The 18,289-nt window shown below is 68.6% G+C and carries 18 protein-coding genes and 1 riboswitch; of the genes, 4 read left to right on the forward strand and 14 right to left on the reverse strand.

Annotation, left to right across the window (positions count from 1 at the left end):
- Positions 1–462 precede the first annotated feature (462 nt).
- From parC to crcB, 11 genes are all read right to left on the reverse strand, one after another.
- Positions 463–2,703 (reverse strand): DNA topoisomerase IV subunit A, encoded by a 2,241-nt coding sequence (parC, locus tag J7I44_RS00005; protein ID WP_209614407.1) that lies wholly within the window; start codon positions 2,701–2,703, stop codon positions 463–465.
- An 88-nt stretch (positions 2,704–2,791) separates the two neighbouring features.
- A complete protein-coding gene (locus J7I44_RS00010) occupies positions 2,792–3,175 on the reverse strand; it encodes a DUF3887 domain-containing protein (RefSeq protein WP_209614408.1) in 384 nt (127 codons plus the stop codon).
- A 132-nt stretch (positions 3,176–3,307) separates the two neighbouring features.
- Positions 3,308–3,700, reverse strand: coding sequence for a hypothetical protein (locus J7I44_RS00015; RefSeq protein ID WP_209614409.1), 393 nt, complete (start codon positions 3,698–3,700; stop codon positions 3,308–3,310).
- Complete coding sequence (locus J7I44_RS00020) at positions 3,697–4,479, reverse strand: M15 family metallopeptidase (RefSeq protein WP_209614410.1); 783 nt, start codon at positions 4,477–4,479, stop codon at positions 3,697–3,699. The genes J7I44_RS00015 and J7I44_RS00020 overlap by 4 nt, the downstream gene beginning before the upstream one ends.
- 2 nt (positions 4,480–4,481) lie before the next feature.
- On the reverse strand, positions 4,482–5,417 hold the full coding sequence (locus J7I44_RS00025; protein ID WP_209614411.1) for a hypothetical protein: 936 nt from the start codon (positions 5,415–5,417) through the stop codon (positions 4,482–4,484).
- Between the two features lie 187 nt (positions 5,418–5,604).
- Positions 5,605–6,552, reverse strand: coding sequence for a TraB/GumN family protein (locus J7I44_RS00030; protein ID WP_209614412.1), 948 nt, complete (start codon positions 6,550–6,552; stop codon positions 5,605–5,607).
- An 81-nt stretch (positions 6,553–6,633) separates the two neighbouring features.
- Positions 6,634–8,955, reverse strand: a complete 2,322-nt coding sequence (locus tag J7I44_RS00035) for a winged helix-turn-helix domain-containing protein (RefSeq protein ID WP_209614413.1) — start codon at positions 8,953–8,955, stop codon at positions 6,634–6,636.
- A 147-nt stretch (positions 8,956–9,102) separates the two neighbouring features.
- Positions 9,103–9,246, reverse strand: coding sequence for a hypothetical protein (locus J7I44_RS00040; protein ID WP_209614414.1), 144 nt, complete (start codon positions 9,244–9,246; stop codon positions 9,103–9,105).
- 77 nt (positions 9,247–9,323) lie between these two features.
- Positions 9,324–10,448: a cyclopropane fatty acyl phospholipid synthase gene (cfa, locus tag J7I44_RS00045; protein ID WP_209614415.1), complete on the reverse strand. Its 1,125-nt coding sequence runs from the start codon at positions 10,446–10,448 to the stop codon at positions 9,324–9,326.
- A 29-nt stretch (positions 10,449–10,477) separates the two neighbouring features.
- On the reverse strand, positions 10,478–10,804 hold the full coding sequence (locus tag J7I44_RS00050) for a DUF190 domain-containing protein (RefSeq protein ID WP_245187815.1): 327 nt from the start codon (positions 10,802–10,804) through the stop codon (positions 10,478–10,480).
- A gap of 19 nt (positions 10,805–10,823) precedes the next feature.
- Positions 10,824–11,213: a fluoride efflux transporter CrcB gene (gene crcB, locus J7I44_RS00055; RefSeq protein WP_342451855.1), complete on the reverse strand. Its 390-nt coding sequence runs from the start codon at positions 11,211–11,213 to the stop codon at positions 10,824–10,826.
- Between the two features lie 73 nt (positions 11,214–11,286).
- Positions 11,287–11,367, reverse strand: a riboswitch (Fluoride riboswitch).
- A gap of 171 nt (positions 11,368–11,538) precedes the next feature.
- Here crcB and J7I44_RS00060 point away from each other — a divergent pair.
- The 4 genes from J7I44_RS00060 to chaB all read left to right on the forward strand — a co-directional run bounded on the left by J7I44_RS00060 (position 11,539) and on the right by chaB (position 16,478).
- On the forward strand, positions 11,539–12,795 hold the full coding sequence (locus J7I44_RS00060; protein WP_209614417.1) for a multidrug effflux MFS transporter: 1,257 nt from the start codon (positions 11,539–11,541) through the stop codon (positions 12,793–12,795).
- 146 nt (positions 12,796–12,941) lie between these two features.
- A complete protein-coding gene (locus tag J7I44_RS00065) occupies positions 12,942–15,161 on the forward strand; it encodes a DUF5916 domain-containing protein (RefSeq protein WP_209614418.1) in 2,220 nt (739 codons plus the stop codon).
- Positions 15,162–15,568: 407 nt separating this feature from the next.
- On the forward strand, positions 15,569–16,192 hold the full coding sequence (locus tag J7I44_RS00070) for a DNA-3-methyladenine glycosylase (RefSeq protein WP_209614419.1): 624 nt from the start codon (positions 15,569–15,571) through the stop codon (positions 16,190–16,192).
- A 58-nt stretch (positions 16,193–16,250) separates the two neighbouring features.
- Positions 16,251–16,478, forward strand: a complete 228-nt coding sequence (gene chaB, locus J7I44_RS00075) for a putative cation transport regulator ChaB (protein WP_209614420.1) — start codon at positions 16,251–16,253, stop codon at positions 16,476–16,478.
- A gap of 169 nt (positions 16,479–16,647) precedes the next feature.
- Here the strand turns inward: chaB and J7I44_RS00080 are convergent, their stop codons facing one another.
- From J7I44_RS00080 to minD, 3 genes are all read right to left on the reverse strand, one after another.
- Positions 16,648–17,115, reverse strand: a complete 468-nt coding sequence (locus J7I44_RS00080) for a hypothetical protein (RefSeq protein ID WP_209614421.1) — start codon at positions 17,113–17,115, stop codon at positions 16,648–16,650.
- Between the two features lie 62 nt (positions 17,116–17,177).
- Positions 17,178–17,447 (reverse strand): cell division topological specificity factor MinE, encoded by a 270-nt coding sequence (gene minE / locus J7I44_RS00085; RefSeq protein ID WP_209614422.1) that lies wholly within the window; start codon positions 17,445–17,447, stop codon positions 17,178–17,180.
- Position 17,448: 1 nt separating this feature from the next.
- Positions 17,449–18,264 carry a septum site-determining protein MinD gene (gene minD / locus J7I44_RS00090; protein WP_245187811.1) on the reverse strand — a complete coding sequence of 272 codons (816 nt, stop codon included), beginning with the start codon at positions 18,262–18,264 and terminating at the stop codon, positions 17,449–17,451.
- Positions 18,265–18,289: the final 25 nt, after the last annotated feature.

The following is an 18,289-nucleotide window of genomic DNA, read 5'->3' on the forward strand; positions in this document are numbered from 1 at the left end:
GGGGCCGGGGCTCGCGGGGGTGTCCGGTCAAGGCCTCACGCACTGGCGGAAGGCTGCCGCAAGAGTGACCCCTCACCCCAGCCCTCTCCCCGGAGGGGAGAGGGAGCACATCGCGTCAGCCGGTGGTTTCGATAGCACCTCTTCCTCTGCCCTCGGGGGAGAGGACCGAGGTGACGGGCGGAGCCTCGCGGGGATGTCCGGTCAGGCCTCACGCCCTGGCGGAAGCCTGCCACAAGAGTGGCCCCTCACCCCAGCCCTCTCCCCGGAGGGGAGAGGGAGCACATCGCCTCAGCCGGTGGTTTCGATAGCCCTTCTTCCTCTCCCCTGCGGGGAGAGGACCGAGGTGAGGGGCCGGGGCTCGCGGGGATGTTCCGATCAGGCCTCATGCACTGGCGGAAGGCTGCCGCAAGAGTGGCCCCTCACCCCAGCCTTCTCCCCGGAGAAGCGAGGGAGCGCATCGCGTCAGCCGGTGGTTTCGATGCGCTCCACGCGCCGCAGGCCACGCGGCAGCAGGCCGCCGCGGGTGGCGCGGTTGCCGCCGTATTCGACCAGGTCGTTCCAGCGCAGCGTGAGTTTGCGCTGGCCGGCGTAGAGCGTGACTTCGCCCTTGCCCTCGGCCACCACGGCAATGCCGGCCACGCGCTCTTCGCCGCTGGTGAGCTTGGTCTTGGGCACCTCGATCAGCTTGTTGCCCTTGCCCTTGTCCAGTTCCGGCAACTCGGCGACCGAGAACATCAGCAGGTGGCCTTCGGTGGTGACCACCACGATGCGGTCGCGCGCCGGGTCGGCACTGGCCTGGGGCTGCAGGATTCTGGCGCCTTCGCTCAGGCTGATGATCTGCTTGCCGGCCTTGTTGCGCCCGGTGAGCGCCTCGAAACGGGTGACGAAGCCGTAGCCGAAATCCGTGGCCAGGATCAGCCGCGTGTCGTTGTCGCCGGCGGTGAGCGCGTCGAAGCTGGCGCCGGAGGGTGGACTGAAGCGGCCGGTGAGCGGATCGCCGTTGCCGCGCGCGGAGGGCAGCGTGTGCGCCGGCGTGGAGTAGCTGCGGCCGGTGGAGTCGATGACCGCGATCTGCTGGGTGGTGCGCGCCTTCACCGCCGCGAGCAGGCCATCGCCTTCGCGGTAATTCATGCCTTCGGGATCGACGTCGTGACCCTTGGCGGCACGGATCCAGCCCTTCTGGGAAAGCACCACGGTGACCGGCTCGCTGGCGACCAGCGCGCTCTCGTCCAGTGCCTGCGCGACCTCGCGCTCGACCAGCGGCGATCGGCGCTCGTCGCCGTACTTGGCCGCGTCGGCCTGCAACTCGCCCTTGATCAGGGTCTTGAGCTTGGCCGGCGACTTCAGCAGCACGTTGATGCGTGCGCGCTCCTCTTCGAGCTGATTGCGCTCGGTCTCGATCTTCATCTCTTCCAGCCGCGCCAGCTGGCGCAGCTTCGTCTCGAGGATGTAGTCGGCCTGTTCCTCGGACAGCTTGAAGCGCTTCATCAGCACCGGCTTGGGCTCGTCCTCCGAGCGCACGATGCGGATCACCTCGTCCAGGTTGAGGTAGGCGATGTGCAGGCCTTCGAGCAGGTGCAGGCGCCGCTCGACCTTGCCCAGGCGATGGGTGAGGCGGCGGGTGACCGTGTCGGTGCGGAAGGTCAGCCACTCGGTCAGGATCTTCTTCAGGTCCTTGACCTGCGGGCGGCCGTCCAGGCCGATCATGTTGAGGTTGACGCGGTAGCTCTTCTCCAGGTCGGTGGTGGCGAACAGGTGCTGCATCACCTCGGCCGAGTCGACGCGGTTGGAGCGCGGCACCACCACCAGGCGGATCGGGTTCTCGTGGTCGGACTCGTCGCGCAGGTCCTCCACCATCGGCAGTTTCTTGGCGCGCATCTGCGCGGCGATCTGCTCGAGGATCTTCGAGGGGCTGACCTGGTGCGGCAGCGCGGTGATGACGATGTTGCCGTCTTCCACCTGGTAAACCGCGCGGGCGCGCAGCGAACCGGTGCCGGTCTGGTAGATCGACAGCAGTTCCTTGCGCGGGGTGATGATCTCCGCCGCGGTCGGATAGTCCGGCGCGGGAATGTGCTGCGCCAGGTCGGCGACGGTGGCGTCGGGGTTCTCCAGCAGGTGGATGCAGCCGGCCACCACCTCGCGCAGGTTGTGCGGCGGGATGTCGGTGGCCATGCCCACGGCGATGCCCATCGAGCCGTTGAGCAATACGTGCGGCACGCGCGCGGGCAGCCAGGAAGGCTCCTCCAGCGTGCCGTCGAAATTCGGCACCCAGTCGACCGTGCCGTGCGCCAGCTCGCCCAGCAGCGCCTCGGCGATCGGGCTCAGCTTCGACTCGGTGTAGCGCATCGCCGCGAAGCTTTTCGGGTCGTCCGGCGAGCCGAAGTTGCCCTGGCCATCGACCAGCGGGTAGCGGTACGAGAACGGCTGCGCCATCAGCACCATCGCCTCGTAGCACGAGGAGTCGCCATGCGGATGGAACTTGCCGATCACGTCGCCGATGGTGCGCGCGGACTTCTTCGGCTTGGCGGTCGCCGCCAGGCCCAGCTCGCTCATCGCGTAGATGATGCGCCGCTGCACGGGCTTCAGGCCGTCGCCCACGAACGGCAGCGCGCGGTCGAGCACCACGTACATCGAGTAGTCGAGATAGGCCCGCTCGGCGTACTCCTTGAGCGGGATCTGTTCGAAATTGGCTTGCAGGTTCATGCGGGGCGTTCTGGCACGGATAACCGGCCGATGGTGCCAGATCGGCCGCGGGCGGGACAGAGCGAGCCTTCGTCCCGCCCGTGCGACGTCACAGGAACGCCAGGCTGCCGATCTTGCCGTGGGTGTCCTTGCTGCATACGACCTGCACGGTCACGGCGTGGTGGGCGAAGGTCATCGGGGTGCGGACGAAGGCGTCCTTGCCGTCGTCCTGAAACACGGTCGGTTTGCCGTGGGAGACGTAGGCGCCGAATTCGCGGTTCATGTCGGCCCAGTCGCTCTTGAGCGACTCGGGCGACGACATGGCGCTGGCAAAGCCGTTCAGTTGCTGGTGGGCGGTGGCGTAGTCGCCGGACACGAACGCCTCGGTGAACTTCGGCGCGAGCGCGAGGCATTGGTCGCCCAGCGTCGAGGCGTGGCTGGCGCCCGCCGTGCAGCAGGCGAGGGACAGGGCGAAAAGTACGCGGGTGCGCATGGGTCGTTCTCCTGAGCGGGTAGGTCAGTGCGGACCGCGCCGAGCACGGGCCTGTTGGAAGTGGTAGCCGGCTCCGCCGTTGCAGCCGGCACCGACGTCGAGAAGGCTGGCGCCAAGGCCCGAGGTCCGTCGCTACAGCAGCGAGAACTCGACGATGGCGCCACCGGCCTTGGGATCGCAGGTAAGCGTCGAGGTGGTCGCGCCGTGGTCGAACGTCAGCGGCAGGCGGACCGTGGTGGTGTGGTCGCCGTTGGCGATTTCCTCGGGCACGCCGTGCGAGCGGTAAGGCCCCCAGTTCTGCTCGATCATGGCGTCCCACATCGGCTCCATTTGCTGCGAGTTCGACTGCAGCACGGCATCCAGGTATCGGCGGGCGCCGTCGTGGTCGTGGTTGGCGAGCGCCTCGATCGTGGCGATGGATCTGGCCGCGCAGCTGACCGGAGCCACCTGCGCATGCGACGGGATGGTGAACGCGCCGAGCGGGGCGAGCAGCGGGAGAAGCAAGTGGCGGGTGCGCATCTTCATGGGTAGGCCTGGACGATGGGGTGGTTGCGTGACGAAGCGCGGGCGAGCGTTGCGTCGAAGGCGCGCTCGGGGGTGAGTCGCGCCATAGCGTTGCCGGCCTCCTGTGGCGCGGACGATGCCTGCGCCAACCGGCGTACAGTGGTTGCCGCCGGTGGGGCGTAGCGCCAGTGCCAGGGCTCGAATGCGATGCCCTGGACATTGCCGGCCGGGTAGGACAGCGCGAAGCCGTAGTCGCCGGCGTGTCGCACCAGCCAGTCGTAAGCGGGCGTCCCCGCGAACGCCGCGTCGGCTGCTGGCACGCCGGGTGTGGTGAGGTCCAGCGCACGGCCGCTGTGGTGTTCGCTGTAACCGGGCAGGGCATTGACCTGCAGCACCGAGGCGAGAGGCTGGCCGCGATCGAGCTTGCGGCGCACCAGGCGTCGTTGGTGTTCGAAGCTGCGGAAGCCGGATATGACCTGCAGGACGACCCCATCGCGTGCAGCGGCAGCGACCATGGCGCGCATGGCGGTTGCGGCCCGGGGCGCCAGCTGAAGGGGTCGGCCGTAGACGTCCCGCCCGACGTGCACCAGGGTCGGCGCCTCGGGCTGAAGGGCCCAACCGTGTGCGGCTGCATAGCCGGGGACGCCCAGGCGTGCCGCGACATGGATCGCCCGCTGGGCGTAGGGGGCCGATCGCGCCGGCGCTTCGGCGCGGGCGCCAGCAGCACCGGCGCACAGCGCACAGGCCAGGGCCAGCGACGCCACCACGCGCCCGCCGCCGCTTCGCAGTTGCGCGCCCATGGTCAGGCCTTGCCGGGCGTGAAGGTCCAACGGATGGTCATGGTGGCGGGGACGTCGCCCGCCTCGACCTGCCGGATCTGCTGGCCGCTCTGTGGCCCCTTGCCGGTCCAGCGCAGGTCATCCAGGGAAACGTCGGGGATGGTCACTTTTGCCGTGTCCGTGTTGCCATCGGAATCGGTGGTCTGCTCGTCCACGGTCAGGCCGGGCAACTGCAGTTGCAGTGTCCGGGTATCGCCGTTCCACTCGGCGCTGGCGCGGGGCACGCTGTCCGCGGCCATGCCGTTGGCGCAGTCCCGGGTTTCCGTGCCGTGGCGCTTTTGCGAGCCGTCGACGTAGCCGCCGTAGCCCTCGCCAGCATCGATCGTGCGGAAATGGGTGGTTCCCTGCGTGAGGGCGTGCAGCGAACACCGCGGGTCGGCCGCGTCGATCGTCCAGTTGCCCAGGCCATGGTGGCTCAGCCTGTCCTTCGCTTTCGTGGCACCTTCGAGCACGCCCGGATGGTTGTGCTTCATGTCGGCCGACAGCTTCATCACCGCTGCGGTCATGCAGGCCTCGTCCTCGCCACAGGTGGCCATGGCCTGCTGGATCGCCGGTCCCATGATCTGCCGCGCAGGGGCGGTCTGTTCGATCATCTGCCGGGCGTTGTCCACGCCCGCCACCGTGCCCTGCGTACCCTTCAATTGCACGGTGCCGTCCAGGTGCCGGTGCACGGTGGTGTCGCGGAAGGTGCCCATCCTGGCGTTGGCCTCGCGGGCGTGCCCGCGGATGTCGATGGAGTAGACCAGCGTGGCCGGGTTCTCCTTCATGTCGTAGGGCGGAATGTCGCCGGCCGCCCCCGCTGGCGACAGGGCCAGGCCGGTGGTGGCGGCAAGGCAGGCGACGATCAGATGGCCGCACCGCCATGCGGCGGCGCGATGGAGGGCGTGCTGGTGGGTCATGTCCGTAGGCCTGGCTGTGTTGCGGGACGCGCCGCCGATCGCGGCGTGCCCCGTATCGCAACCGATCGGTGCCGGCACAGGCTTGATGACCCTCTGAGGGGATCGTTACGAATCCTTACTTTTCCGCCGGATCAATAACTTGCGATGCCAGGCAGTCGCGTGGCCGACTACCGGCCGCGGTCGCTTCCTACAGCCGTTGTGCCTCGATGCCGTCCCCGGCCAGCTGCGACTGCACGCTGTCCGGTCCGGCCAGGTGGGCCGCGCCGACGGCAATGAACACGGTTCCGGGCTGCTGCAACATGCCGGTGATGCGCTCGGCCCAGGCCTTGTTGCGCTCGACCAGCAGGCGTTGGTAGAGCTCCGGCGTCTCGCGACGCATCAGGTCGTTTTCCAGGCGGGCGAGCGCGGCCTCGTCGCCGTCTTTCCAGGCCCGGATGATGGCGGCCAGGTCCGCGGTGGCGCGGTCGGTGTCGCGCAGGGTCGAGCGCAGCATCGCCAGCTGCATGGTCTGGGGCATGTCGGCCAGGAAACGGATCTGCTGTTCGGCCGTCTCCAGCCCGCGCACCGGTTTGCCGGCCTTTTCCATCGTCGCGCGCAGCTGTTTGTCGACGCCTTCGGCGGGATCCAGCCCCGCCTTGGTCAGCGGTGCGACGGTGAGGGTGAGCGCGGCCAGCCAGGGACGCATCATGTTCAGCGCGGCCACGCCGCCGGGAATGTCGGCCAGGCGCGCGGCGCGTTCCAGCCGGCCGCGGTCGAACGGCGTGAGCAGATCGGAAAGCGGGTGCGCCATGTCCATGCCGTAGCGCATCACCAGTGCCGCCATGTTGGCCTGGTCGTCGTCGACGATCTCCACGTACAGCGCCTGGCTGTCGTCCAGTGCCTTGTCCAGCGCGGGAAAGTGCCAATCGGCGTCATGCGGCAGCAGGTGCACCGTGCCGAACAGATAGATCGTGGTGTCCTGGTCCTTGATCGCCCAGAGCGCCGGATGGGCCTGGACCGGCGCGGCGACGGCGAGCGCGAGCACCAGCGCGACAGAGCAGACCTGCCAGCGCCGCGGGGATGGCCGAGGTTGCCGCGGAGCACGGCAGCGGCCGAAGGCGAGCGCAGCAAGCATGCTGGCGAAGCGAGGTTTCATGGCAGTCGTCCGGTCGGTTCCGGAGCCACTATCCGTGCCTGCCGGCGATGCTTCAAGCGTTGCTGCCCGCGCGCCGCGGTCTCATGGCGTGTCGATGGGCACCTTGGCCAGGGCGGCAAGGGCGCTTGCGCGAAGCGAGGCCAGCCGCGCCCGCGCACGCCGAGCACCGGCGGCATCGCCGCGGCGGTCGGCCCAGGCGACATACAGGCGCAACGTATCGGCGGTGGTCTGGGGCGATTCGATATCGAGATCGCCCAGCCATGCCTGTGTCGCGGCGTCCTCGTGCATGGCCAACGCCAGTTGCAGTGCGAGGGCATGAAGGAAGTCGCGCGAGGCGTCCGGGCTGTGCGCGGCGGCGGCGAATGCCGCTTGCATGCCCTTGCGGTCGCCGCGCGCGGCATTCGCCAGGGTCTGCACCACGGCCCGGTTGAACTGCGCCGCGGACGGATCGGGCAGGCGTCGCGCGATCGCTTCGACGCGGCGCTCGATGGTGGCGAGCGACGCCGGGTCCACCGCGATCGCGACGAATGCTTCGATCATGCTGCTCTGGAGTGCATCCTCGGGCCCCTGCGCGGGATCGATCAGGCCACTGGCCTGGCGGCTGAGCGCCAGCGCCTTGTCCGGATGCCCGCTGAAATACTCGCCGCCCGCGCTCATGTCGAGCAGGCGCGCCTGCATGAAGGCATTGTCCTGTGCTCGCGCCAGTTGCGTGGCGGTAGCGATGAGCGGCCGCAGTTCCTCGTAGGCGCCAAGGTCGTAGAGCCCGGTCACCAGCAGGTTGGCGGTGGCGACCTGCAGTGGCGCGTCGTGGTGCTGGCTTGACCAGTTCCACGTGCGTGCCAGTAGCGGCACGCCCTCCAGGGGATGGTCGCTATTGGAGAGCGCATAGGCGAGGTTGAAGCTGGCGATGGCGCTGGAGCGCTCCCTCCCCAGCGCCTCGTCGGCGGCCAGCTCCGCGCGTGCCGCGGCGATCCCGGCGGCGGTATCGCCGCTGGCGTCTGCGATGAAGCCCATGGTGTTGTGCAGCAGGGGCTCCAGCGCACGGATGGCGCCTTGTGCGACGAGCGCGCGTGCCTGCGTGTGCTCCTGCAGTGCGAGCGTGGTCTGCTTCAGGCGCGCATGGATGTTGGCGCTGGCCAGCAGCGCACGAGCCAGCAGCTCGTCGTCCTCCGCCTCGCGCGCAGCGGTCATGGCCCGGGCGGCGATCTTCAGCGCCAACGTGTTCTGGTGCCGGTGGTCGGCCTGATTGACCTGTGCGATCAGGACACGCGCAGCCATTGCGGGCTGGTGTTGGCGTTGCGCCTGGGCGAGCACGGCGGCATAACCGGCATCGGCGTCGTCGGGTTGGTCCGTGCTGGCCTGGGCCTGGGCCAGCTGGAAACGACCGGGCAGGAAGTCCGGTGTCCCGCTGGCCAGCACGACGAAGTAGGGCTTGGCGTCGAGCCAGTCGCCATGCATCGCCAGGTCCATGCCGCGCGCGAACGTGGCGGCCAGGTAGGCGTCTTCGGGGGTGGACTTGAAGGGCGATGCGGCGGGTGGGTCGAGTTTCAGCTCGCGGCGCAGGCGCGCGGTCGCGTTGACGCCGAGCACGGCCGGATCGCTGCCGCTCAGGACGAAGGTCGCGGGCGCATGTCCGTTACCGGTATCGATCCGTAGCGTGAGCTGGTAAAGCTTGTCGGCCAGCTGGGTCAGGCGACCGCCCACCAGTACGTCGGCACCGGTGACGTAGCGCACGTGTGCGGCATGGTCACGGCCTTGCGGTGGCGTGTAGGTCCAGGCGCGCGCGGCCTCCAGCGGATCGACCACGTCGATGTCGCGGCTGGTGCCCAGCAGGCTTGCGACCAGCCCGGACAGGCCGCGCGTGGTCCAGTCCAGCGAGTGGTTGCCGGTGCCGTTTTCTATCGGCAGCAACGCAAGGCGCTGCTTTGGTGGTGCGGGCGGAGCGAAGCTGCGCGGGACGATCCAGATCGACAGCAGGCCGACCAGAACCAGCGCGCCAAGGGCGAACCAGAGCCTGCGTCGGCGCACCGGCCGTGGCGTGACGTCGAGGGGCGCCGACGGACGCTCGGGATCGACGTGGACTGGCTGGTCATGGCCCGTAGTGACCGGGGCAACCCATTGCAGGCCGCGGCCGTAGACGGTACGGATGACCGCCTGCCGGTCGCCATCGTCGTCGAGCGCGCGGCGGGCCTTGTAGAGCAACTGGCTGAGCGCCGCGTCGGTGATCGGGCGGTGACCCCAAAGGGCGGTGACGACCTCCTGTTTGCCGACGGCACGGTCGCGGTTCTCCACCAGCAGCAGGATCAGGTCGAATACCTTGGCTTCCAGATCGACCGGTTCTCCGTTGCGCAGCAGGCGCCGGCAGGCGGGCACGATCGTGTACTCGCCGCATTGCCATGACACCTGGTTTGGCCCCTCTCCCTGCATCGTGCCGCGTCTCTTTCCCTGCGGTTCCCCGCCGGGAGGTTTACCACATTCGCGCAGGGGGTTCAGCGCCGCGCGGCGTCCCGCGGCACGTCGCACCGGTACTTCGCCCGGTGCGCCCGATCGTCAGGCGACGCGGGCCGCCGGCGCGTCATCGGTCTGGTGCAGCAACTGGTCGACCAGCCGGTCGACCTGCGCTTCCGCGGCGGCGAGCGGCCGGGCCAGGGATTCGCTACCGAACTCGTCGTGCTCCGCGGCCACCTGGTGCATGCGCCCGATGCGCCGCGACGAACTGGCAACGCTGGCGGCCTGGCTGCAGGCGGAAACGAGTGGTGCCGCGGACGCGCCTAGCGCGGCACGCGGTAGCCGCCCGGCACGCCGCGGGGGCTGAGCGTGAGCTGCCACAGCTGGTCGCGCCGGCTGCGGAACACGGCGGCGGAGACGGCCAGGTAGTAGTGCCACATGCGGCGGAAGCGCTCGTCGTAGTGGTGCGACAGCGCCGGCCACGCGGCGTCGAAATTGGCGCGCCACGCGGTCAGCGTCCTGTCGTAGTCGGCGCCGAAGTTGTGCCAGTCCTCGACCACGAACAGGCCCTCGAGTGCGCTGGCGGTCTGGCTCATCGCCGGGATCATGGAGTTGGGGAAGATGTATTTCTCGATCCACGGATCCGGCCGCGAGGGCGCGCCGTTGCTGCCGATGCAGTGCAGGAGGAACAGCCCATCCTCGCGCAGGCAGCGTCGCGCCACCTCGAAGTAGGAGCGGTAGTTGAGGGCACCGACGTGCTCGAACATGCCGATCGACATGATCGCGTCGAACGGCTCGTCCAGCTCGTGGTAGTCCTGCAGGCGGATCTCCACCGGCAGGCCGGCGCACAGGGCCTGCGCGTACGCGGCCTGTTCCTGCGAGACGGTGATGCCCACGCCCTCGATGCCGTACTTCTGCGCCGCGTACTTGAGCGCCTCGCCCCAGCCGCAGCCGATGTCGAGCACGCGCTGGCCCGGCTGCAAGCGCAGCTTGCGGCAGATCAGGTCGAGCTTGGCCACCTGGGCGTCGTCCAGGTTGTCCGCCTCGGCCCAGTAGCCGCACGAATACACCAGCCGTTCGCCCAGCATCGCCTGGAACAGGTCGTTGCCCAGGTCGTAATGCGCCTTGCCGATCTCGAAGGCGTGTTCGCCGCGTTGCAGGTTCACGAAGCGCGCTTTGAGGTGGGCGATCAGCGTGTCGAGGGTTTTCAGTTCCTCGTCGATCTGCGCGCGCAGCAGGCGGGTGAACAGGCCGGGCAGGTCGTCGCTGTCCCACCAGCCGTCCATGTAGGCCTCGCCCAGCCCCAGCGAGCCGTGCGCGAACACGCGGGCGTAGAGGCGATCGTCATGCACGCACAGGTCGCAGGGTGGCTTGTCGGCGGCACGCACCCCGGCCAGGGCGAGCAGGTCGATGGCGCGTTGCTTGAGGGACTGCTGGCGGAAGGGCATTACAGCGCTCCTTCATGTGGCGGCACGCCTCACTGCGCGCCCAGAACTCCAAAGCGTATGGTCGAGGTTGCATACACCGCGTGGATGCCTGCCTCGCGCACGTGCGCGAGCAGGGCATCGGCCTGCGCCGGCACGAGCAGGAATTCGACCTTGACCGGCAGGTTGTCCGCGAGGTCGAAGAAGGCTTCCTCATGCAGTACGCCATGGCGGCCGAAACCGGCGGTGGCGCGAAAGACCGAGCCGCCGCCGATGCCCAGCCGCCGGGCCTGCTCCAGCAGCCATTCGGACAGCAGTCGGCCGTCGTGGCGTGCGCGCAGGTGTACGTAGAAGCACAGCTGCACGCCTTCGGTGGTCATGTCGCTCACGGTGAGCCTCCTAGAGGGCGCGCAACAGGCCGCGCGCGAGGGCGATGCCGAGCAGGGTCAGGGCGATCGATCCGACCAGGTGCACCAGCAGGTGGCCGGCGAACCACAGGTATTGCTGGCGCAGCAGCAAGGTGGAGGATTCGGCCGAGAACGTGGAGAAGGTCGTCAGGCCGCCCAAAAAGCCGGTGAACACGAACAGGCGAAGTTCCGGCGGCAGGGTCTGGAAGTGGTCCCACACGCCCATCGCGCCGCCCATCAGCAGGCCGCCGAGCAGGTTGGCGGCCAGCGTGCCGGGCGGCAGCGTGGGAAAGAAATGGTTGAGCAGACTGCCGAGCAGCCAGCGCAGCCAGCAGCCGATCGCACCGCCGAAGCCGATCGCAAGAAATCCGGTGTAGCCCACGAAAGCGCCTCCCCTGAAAGGTCGAAATCGCCGGAGCTCCGCGCCGCGGGCACGCGCCCGCACCCGGAGCGTCCGGTGTGCAGGCATCATCAACCCCTCGATCGGGGCGGTTCGTTCCGCAGGAAACGGGAGGCATGCCATCTCCCATCCGGCGGATGCTAGCGGATGGGGGCGTGCCAGGCCATCGCTTCCCGCCCTCTGCAGGAGCCCCACTCGTGGGCGATGCCTTTTCGCGCGGCACTGGGGAGCATCGCCCACGAGTGGGCTGCTGCAGGGGCGGCACGGGGCCCGTGGCATACTCGCCGCCGCTCCCCGGCGCCATCCGATGACCACCACTTCCTCCCCCATCCGGCGCAGCCTGCCCTGGCTGCTGGCCGCGCTGTCGATGATCGGCCCGTTCTCGATCGATGCCGTGTTTCCCGCCTTTCCGCTGATCGGCGTGCGCTTCAGCGTCGACGAGGTCGCGCTGCAGCAGTTGATCAGCGTGTACCTGCTGACCTATGCGGTGATGAGCCTGTTCCATGGCGCGATCTCCGATGCGGCCGGGCGCAAGCCGGTGATCGTGGCGGGCATGCTCGGTTACGCGCTGGCTTCGGCCGGTGCTGCCTTGTCGACCTCGTTCGGCATGCTGCTGGTCTGCCGCGGCATCCAGGGCGCCTGCGCCGGTGCCGGCCTGGTGGTGGGGCGCGCGGTGATCCGCGACAGTCTCGAAGGCGAGGCGGCGCAGCGGCTGATGTCGCAGGTGATGATGATCTTCGGCGTGGCGCCGGTGATCGCGCCGATGGTCGGTGCGCAGTTGCTCGGACTCGGTGGCTGGCACGGGATCTTCTGGGTGCTGACCGGTTTCACGCTGATACTGGCGGCGCTGCTGCTCTGGCAACTGGACGAAACGCACCCGCCGGCGGCGCGCAGCCGTTTCGCGCTCAAGCCGTTGCTCGCCGGCTACGTGGCGTTCGGGCGCGACCGGCCGTTCTGGCCGCTGCTGGTGTCCTCCTCGGTCAACTTTGCCGGGTTGTTCCTGTTCATCGCCTCGGCACCGCGGATCATCCGCGAGTTGCTGGGGCTGTCGGCGCAGGGGTTCCCCTGGCTGTTCGTCCCGGTGGTGGTCGGACTGGTGGGCGGCGCCTGGATATCCGGGCGGCTGGCCGGCCGCCGCAGCGTGGGCTTCACCGTGAACCTCGGCTACGCGGTGATGCTGCTGGCCTGTGCGCTGCACGTGGTCCTCGCGCTGGCGTTCCCGCAGCCGCAGCTGCCCTGGTCGATGCTGCCGCTGGTGCTGCACGGCGTGGGCGTGCAGCTGGCGTTTCCGACGCTGACCCTGCTGCTGCTCGATCGCTTTGCGCACAAACGGGGCGGCATCTCCTCGGTACAGGCCTTCGCCAGCCTGTTGCTCAATGGCGCCGTGGCGGGCGTGCTTTCGCCGCTGCTTTCGGTCAGCCTGTTGCGCCTGGCGCTGGGGGCGAGCGTGCTGACCGTGATCGGCGCGCTGTCGTGGCGCTGGTATCGACGCGTCACCCGGGAGCCGCGGCCGCCGCCGCCGCGCGATATCGCGCTGCAGGCGCAGATCGCCGAACCGCGGTGATCGCCGCGGGCGTGTCCGCGGACACGGGCGCTAGCGTGACTTTCGCCAGTCGGCGCTCTGGCGGCAGCTGCCTATGCTTGTCGCCATCTCCCCGGTTTGCCTTGCCGATGCGCCCATCCAACCGACGCTCGTCCCGATCCCTTGCCTTGCGTGCGCTGGTGCCGCTGGCCCTGCTGCTTGCCGCACCCGCGATGGCGGTCGACGTGGACGGGCACATTGACCCGCTCGAATGGCAGGGCGCCAAGCGCATTACCGACTTCCGCAAGACCCAGCCGCTCAACGGCGAACCGGGCAGCCTGCCGACCGAGGCCTGGGTGTTGTCCACGCCCGAAGGCCTGGCCGTGGCGTTCCGCTGCATCCAGCCGCCGGACGTGCCGCGCACCCACCAGCGCATCCGCCGCGACGAACAGGCGCAGGTCGACCGCGTGAATCTGATGGTCGACTTCGACGGCGACGGGCGCACCGGCTACAACTTCATGGTCACCCTCACCGACGACCTCAACGACGCGGTGCTGACCAACGAGAGCCGCTTCAACACCGACTGGGACGGCAACTGGAAGCACGCCGTCAGCGAAGATGCGCAGGGCTGGTCGGTGGAGATGCTGATCCCCTGGTACATCGCGCCGATGCGCAAGGCGATCGGTGGCGAGCGCACCATCGGGCTGTACCTGGACCGCGTGATCGGTTCGACCGGCGAGCGAGACGCCTGGCCGGTGGCGAGCTTCAACAAGCCGCGCTTCCTCTCCGACTTCACGCCGGTGACGCTGCCGGCGTACACGCAATCGCTGTTCGCGATCACGCCCTACGCGGTGGCCATCCGCGACCAGGTGCGCGGCGACAACACCTTCGACGGCGGCGCGGACATCTTCTGGAAACCCAACGGCCAGACCCAGCTGACCGCGACGATCAACCCGGATTTCGGCCAGGTGGAAAGCGACGACCTGGTGGTGAATTTCGGCGCGGAGGAAACCTTCTTCACCGACAAGCGCCCGTTCTTCACCGAGAACCAGGGCATCTTCGACTTCAGCATGCTGATCGACAACAGCCAGCTGATCTACACCCGCCGCGTGGGCGGCCCCTCGGACGACGGCAACGGCTCGGGCGACGTGACCGGCGCGCTCAAGCTCAACGGCAGCGTGGGCGCGACCCGCTACGGCGTGATGGCCGCGCAGGAAAGCGGCGACGCCGGGCGCACCTTCTCCGCGTTGCGCCTGATCCACGACTTCGGCTCGCAGACGCTGGGCATGGAGGCAACGCGGGTGGATCGTCCGTGGCTCGACCGCGACGCCGACGTGCTGGGCATCGACCACCGCTGGCAGCCGAACGCGAAACTCACCGTCACCAGCAACGTGGTCGGCAGCGCGATCGACCAGAACGCCACCACCACGCGCGGCTACGGTGCCACCTCGGTCGTCGAGTACGAAATGAACGAGCGCTGGACCCAGGAGTGGCTGGGCATGCACTTCGACGACAAGCTCGACCTCAACGACTTCGGCTACCTGCCGCGCAACAGCCTCAACTACCTGCACTACGAGGTGCGCCGTCGCTTTGCCGACCTGCCGGCCGACTCGCGCTACGCCTCGCACGTGTGGCACTGGCGCGTGGTCGGCATGGACAACGATCATGGCCTATCGCTGCAGCGGCAGTTCCGGGTGATCCGCGAGAGCCAGCTGCGCGACGGCGGCGAGGCGGACTGGCAGCTCAACCTCAATGCGCCCGCGCACGATGACGAACTCACCCGCGGGCACGGCGCACTGCGCACGCCACTCAATGCCGTGCTGGACTGGGAGCGCCAGAGCCCGCGCAAAGGCAACTGGGCGTGGGAATCGGAGGTCGAGCTGATGGGCAGCGACCGGGTCGGCCTGCACCGCATCGGTTATGCGGCCACCTTCCAGCCGACCTACTTCATCAACGACGCCTTCAGCGTTTTCACCGGCGTGACGTACCAGTTCAATCCCGACTGGCTGGTCTGGCAGCACGACAACCTGATCGGCAGCTTCGACAGCCACCAGGTGATGCTGGACGCGGGCGTCAACTGGAACATTGGCAGCCGCCAGGAGCTGCGCGTCAAGCTGCAGGCGTTGGGGCTGGACGCGCAATTGCTGCAGGCCTATCGCGTCAATGGCGACATGCGTGCCGTGGCCGTGGACGATCCGGTGAACGACTTCAGCGTGCGCAACCTCGGCTTCCAGATCCGCTACCGCTACGAGCTTGCGCCGCTGTCGGACCTCTACGTGGTGTACGGCCGCGGCGGTTACGCGTTCGATCCGCTCTACCGCGAAGCCGGCCGCCAGTTCAGCCGCAGCTTCGACCTGCGCGACAGCGAGCAGTTGCTGGTGAAGCTGGCGTATCGCTTCGAGCTTTGATCGGCGCGGGATGGGCTTCAGGCCAATGCACCCCGGGCCTCGCTCCCAAAGGCGCCCCCATCCGCCTGTCGGCACCTTCCCCCGCGTTCGCAGGGGAAGGCTCGGAGGCGCGGCATCAGGGACGGCGTGGAGCCGCGCGCGCTGATCCTTCCCCGTTTGACGGGGGAAGGTGCCCGAAGGGTGTTGGGGGATGCCTTGCGGAAGACTCCCACTGTCGGCACCTTCCCCCGCGTTCGCAGGGGAAGGCTCGGTGGCGCGGCATCAGGAGGCGTGGAGCTGCGCGTGCTGATCCTTCCCCCCGTTTGACGGAGGAAGGTGCCCGAAGGGCGGATGGGGATGCCTTGCGGAAGACTCCCGCTTTCCCCGCCTCGGTCGAACGTTGACGCCACGCGGAGCATGCTGCACCCATGACCCCCGACTTCATCGCCTCGCTGCTCGGCCGGCCGGCCACCGTGGTGCCGCGTGCGTTCTTTGCTCGCGATCCGCGCGCGGTGGCCCCCGAGCTTCTCAACAAGGTGCTGTTGAACGCGGACGGGCGCAGCGGGCGCATCGTCGAGACCGAGGCCTACTGCGGCGCCATTGATCCAGCCGCGCACTCGTGGCGCGGACGCACCGCGCGCAACGCCACCATGTTCGGTCCGCCCGGGTTGCTCTATGTGTACTTCACCTATGGCATGCACTGGTGCTGCAACCCGGTGTGCGGCGAGGAGGGCGAGGGCGTGGCGGTGCTCCTGCGCGCGCTGGCGCCGTTGACCGGATTGGCTGCGATGCGCGCGGCGCGACCGAACTGCAGGCACGACCGCGATCTCTGCCGTGGGCCGGCCCGCCTGTGCCAGGCACTGGGGATCGACGGGGCACGGGATGGTATCGACCTGGTCGATGGAACCGGCGGGTTCGCCGTTGTCGACGATGGCGTGCTGCCGCCCGCCGAACCGGCGGCATCGCCGCGGATCGGCATCACACGCGCGGCAGAGGAGCCCTGGCGTTGGTATGTGGCCGGCGATCGGCACGTGTCCGGCAAGCGCGGTTGACGCGCGTTTGATGCTGGCAGGCGGACGGTGGTGTCCCCCCAAACCAGGAGGCCGAGCCATGCCGTACAAATCCACCCGCGACCTGCCCGAGTCCGTGCGCGACAACCTGCCGCCGCACGCCCAGGACATTTTCAAGGAAGCGTTCAACAGCGCCTGGGACGAGTATGCGGATCCGGACAAGCGACGGGGCAAGGAATCGCAGGAAGAGGTGTCGTTCAAGGTCGCCTGGTCGGCGGTGAAGAACGAGTACGAGAAGGGCGACGACGACAAGTGGCATCGGAAGTGACACGCACCCGATCCTTCCCCCGCGCGCGGGGGAAGGTGCCCGAAGGGCGGATGGGGGAAGCCTTGCGGGGAACCTGCAAACGCAAGTTTCCGTAACGCGCAGGCAAACCTCCTCGCCAGCCCCGGCCCCTCACCCCAACCCTCTCCCCGGAGGGGAGAGGGAGCTGACATCAGGCCAGCCCGCGGCTCTTCAGGAACGCCAGCGCCTCGGCCGCATCGTGCTCGAACCACGCCCGCGTCGAGCCCAGCCGGAAGCTGTAGCCCCAGGCATCCATGTCGGTCATCAGCCGCGCGCGACCCACCCCGGGCAGCGTATCGGCGAGCAGGATCTGCAGGTAGCAGGTGGCGTCTTCTTCCTCGACCGAATCGGTGGCATCGGTATGCACCTGACTGCGCCGTTCCGCTGGCAACACCAGCAGATGGCAGGCCTCGTGCAGCAGCGAGTGCACCGGCGTGTCGTCGCGCGCGTAGACCGTGGTGCCGATGATGCCGGCCTCCTCGTCACCCCAGAAACTGCCGGGGATCGGATCGCCGGCGGGCACGCGTCGAAGCGCCAGGCCGTGGCGGGCGAGCAGGGCGGTGGGAGCCTCGTAGCCGATGTCGGCAAGGCGCAGGACGTCAGGAGCGGTCATGGGCATGGGGCGGGCTCGAGCCCGCCGCTGTGGTGGCGCAAGGTAGGCTCAAAGCCCACCCTGCGGGTTTACGGCGTGCTGGCGGCCTTGCCGTCGGGCAGGGCGACCGACAACTCGAGCACCTCGTGGCCACTGTCGCGTTCGACATTGATGTTGATCGCGTCCAGGTCGACGTTGACGTACTTCTTGATCACCTCGAGCAGCTCGTTGCGCATCAGCGGCAGGTAGTCCGGTGCGCCGCGGGTGGAGCGCTCCTGCGCCACGATGATGCGCAGGCGTTCCTTGGCGACCGTCGCGGTGGGTTCCGGCTTGCGCTTCAGGAAATCGAGAATACCCACATCAGCCTCCGAACACGCGCTGGAGAAAGCCCTTCTTGGCTACTTCGGTGAAGCGAAGCGGACGGGCCTCGCCAAGGATGCGCGCCACCGTATCGCGGTAAGCCTGCCCGGCGTGGGAGTTTTCGTCCAGGATCACCGGCACGCCGGCGTTGGAGGCGGCCAGCACGTTCTCCGACTCGGGAATCACGCCGACCACGGTGATGCCGAGGATTTCCTCGACGTCCTTGACGCTCAGCATCTCGCCGATCGCCACGCGTGCGGGGTTGTAGCGGGTCAGCAGCAGGTGCTGGGTGATACCCGATTCGCCGCGCTCGGCGCGCCGGGTCTTGCTGGCGAGCAGGCCCAGGATGCGGTCCGAGTCGCGCACCGAGGACACTTCCGGGTTGACCACCACCACCGCGTGGTCGGCGAAATACATGGCCAGGTGCGCGCCCTTCTCGATGCCGGCGGGCGAATCGCACACGACGAAGTCGAAACCGTCGTTGGAGAGGTCGTCAAGCACCTTCTCGACGCCTTCCTGGGTCAGCGCGTCCTTGTCGCGGGTCTGGCTGGCGGCGAGCACGAACAGGTTCTCGTGGCGCTTGTCTTTGATCAGCGCCTGCTTGATCGTGGCCTCGCCGTGCACGACGTTGACGAAGTCGTACACCACGCGCCGCTCGCAGCCCATGATCAGGTCCAGGTTGCGCAGGCCGACATCGAAGTCGATCACTGCAACCTTCTTGCCGGCCATCGCCAGCCCGGTGGCCAGCGAGGCGCTCGTGGTGGTCTTGCCGACACCGCCTTTGCCGGACGTGACGACGATAATCTCAGCGCTCAAGGGCTTTCTCCGGAAAATGCCTGGG

This window comes from Frateuria flava, assembly GCF_017837635.1.
Taxonomy (GTDB): Bacteria; Pseudomonadota; Gammaproteobacteria; order Xanthomonadales; family Rhodanobacteraceae; genus Frateuria_A; species Frateuria_A flava.

What these genes read in the sequence shown, in the direction of transcription:
- parC (WP_209614407.1), bottom strand. Translation starts at nt 2,703, where the DNA reads ATGAACCTGCAAGCCAATTTCGAACAGATCCCGCTCAAGGAGTACGCC.
- J7I44_RS00010 (WP_209614408.1), bottom strand. Translation starts at nt 3,175, where the DNA reads ATGCGCACCCGCGTACTTTTCGCCCTGTCCCTCGCCTGCTGCACGGCG.
- J7I44_RS00015 (WP_209614409.1), bottom strand. Translation starts at nt 3,700, where the DNA reads ATGAAGATGCGCACCCGCCACTTGCTTCTCCCGCTGCTCGCCCCGCTC.
- J7I44_RS00020 (WP_209614410.1), bottom strand. Translation starts at nt 4,479, where the DNA reads ATGGGCGCGCAACTGCGAAGCGGCGGCGGGCGCGTGGTGGCGTCGCTG.
- J7I44_RS00025 (WP_209614411.1), bottom strand. Translation starts at nt 5,417, where the DNA reads ATGACCCACCAGCACGCCCTCCATCGCGCCGCCGCATGGCGGTGCGGC.
- J7I44_RS00030 (WP_209614412.1), bottom strand. Translation starts at nt 6,552, where the DNA reads ATGAAACCTCGCTTCGCCAGCATGCTTGCTGCGCTCGCCTTCGGCCGC.
- J7I44_RS00040 (WP_209614414.1), bottom strand. Translation starts at nt 9,246, where the DNA reads ATGCACCAGGTGGCCGCGGAGCACGACGAGTTCGGTAGCGAATCCCTG.
- cfa (WP_209614415.1), bottom strand. Translation starts at nt 10,448, where the DNA reads ATGCCCTTCCGCCAGCAGTCCCTCAAGCAACGCGCCATCGACCTGCTC.
- J7I44_RS00050 (WP_245187815.1), bottom strand. Translation starts at nt 10,804, where the DNA reads ATGACCACCGAAGGCGTGCAGCTGTGCTTCTACGTACACCTGCGCGCA.
- J7I44_RS00060 (WP_209614417.1), top strand. Translation starts at nt 11,539, where the DNA reads ATGACCACCACTTCCTCCCCCATCCGGCGCAGCCTGCCCTGGCTGCTG.
- J7I44_RS00070 (WP_209614419.1), top strand. Translation starts at nt 15,569, where the DNA reads ATGACCCCCGACTTCATCGCCTCGCTGCTCGGCCGGCCGGCCACCGTG.
- chaB (WP_209614420.1), top strand. Translation starts at nt 16,251, where the DNA reads ATGCCGTACAAATCCACCCGCGACCTGCCCGAGTCCGTGCGCGACAAC.
- J7I44_RS00080 (WP_209614421.1), bottom strand. Translation starts at nt 17,115, where the DNA reads ATGCCCATGACCGCTCCTGACGTCCTGCGCCTTGCCGACATCGGCTAC.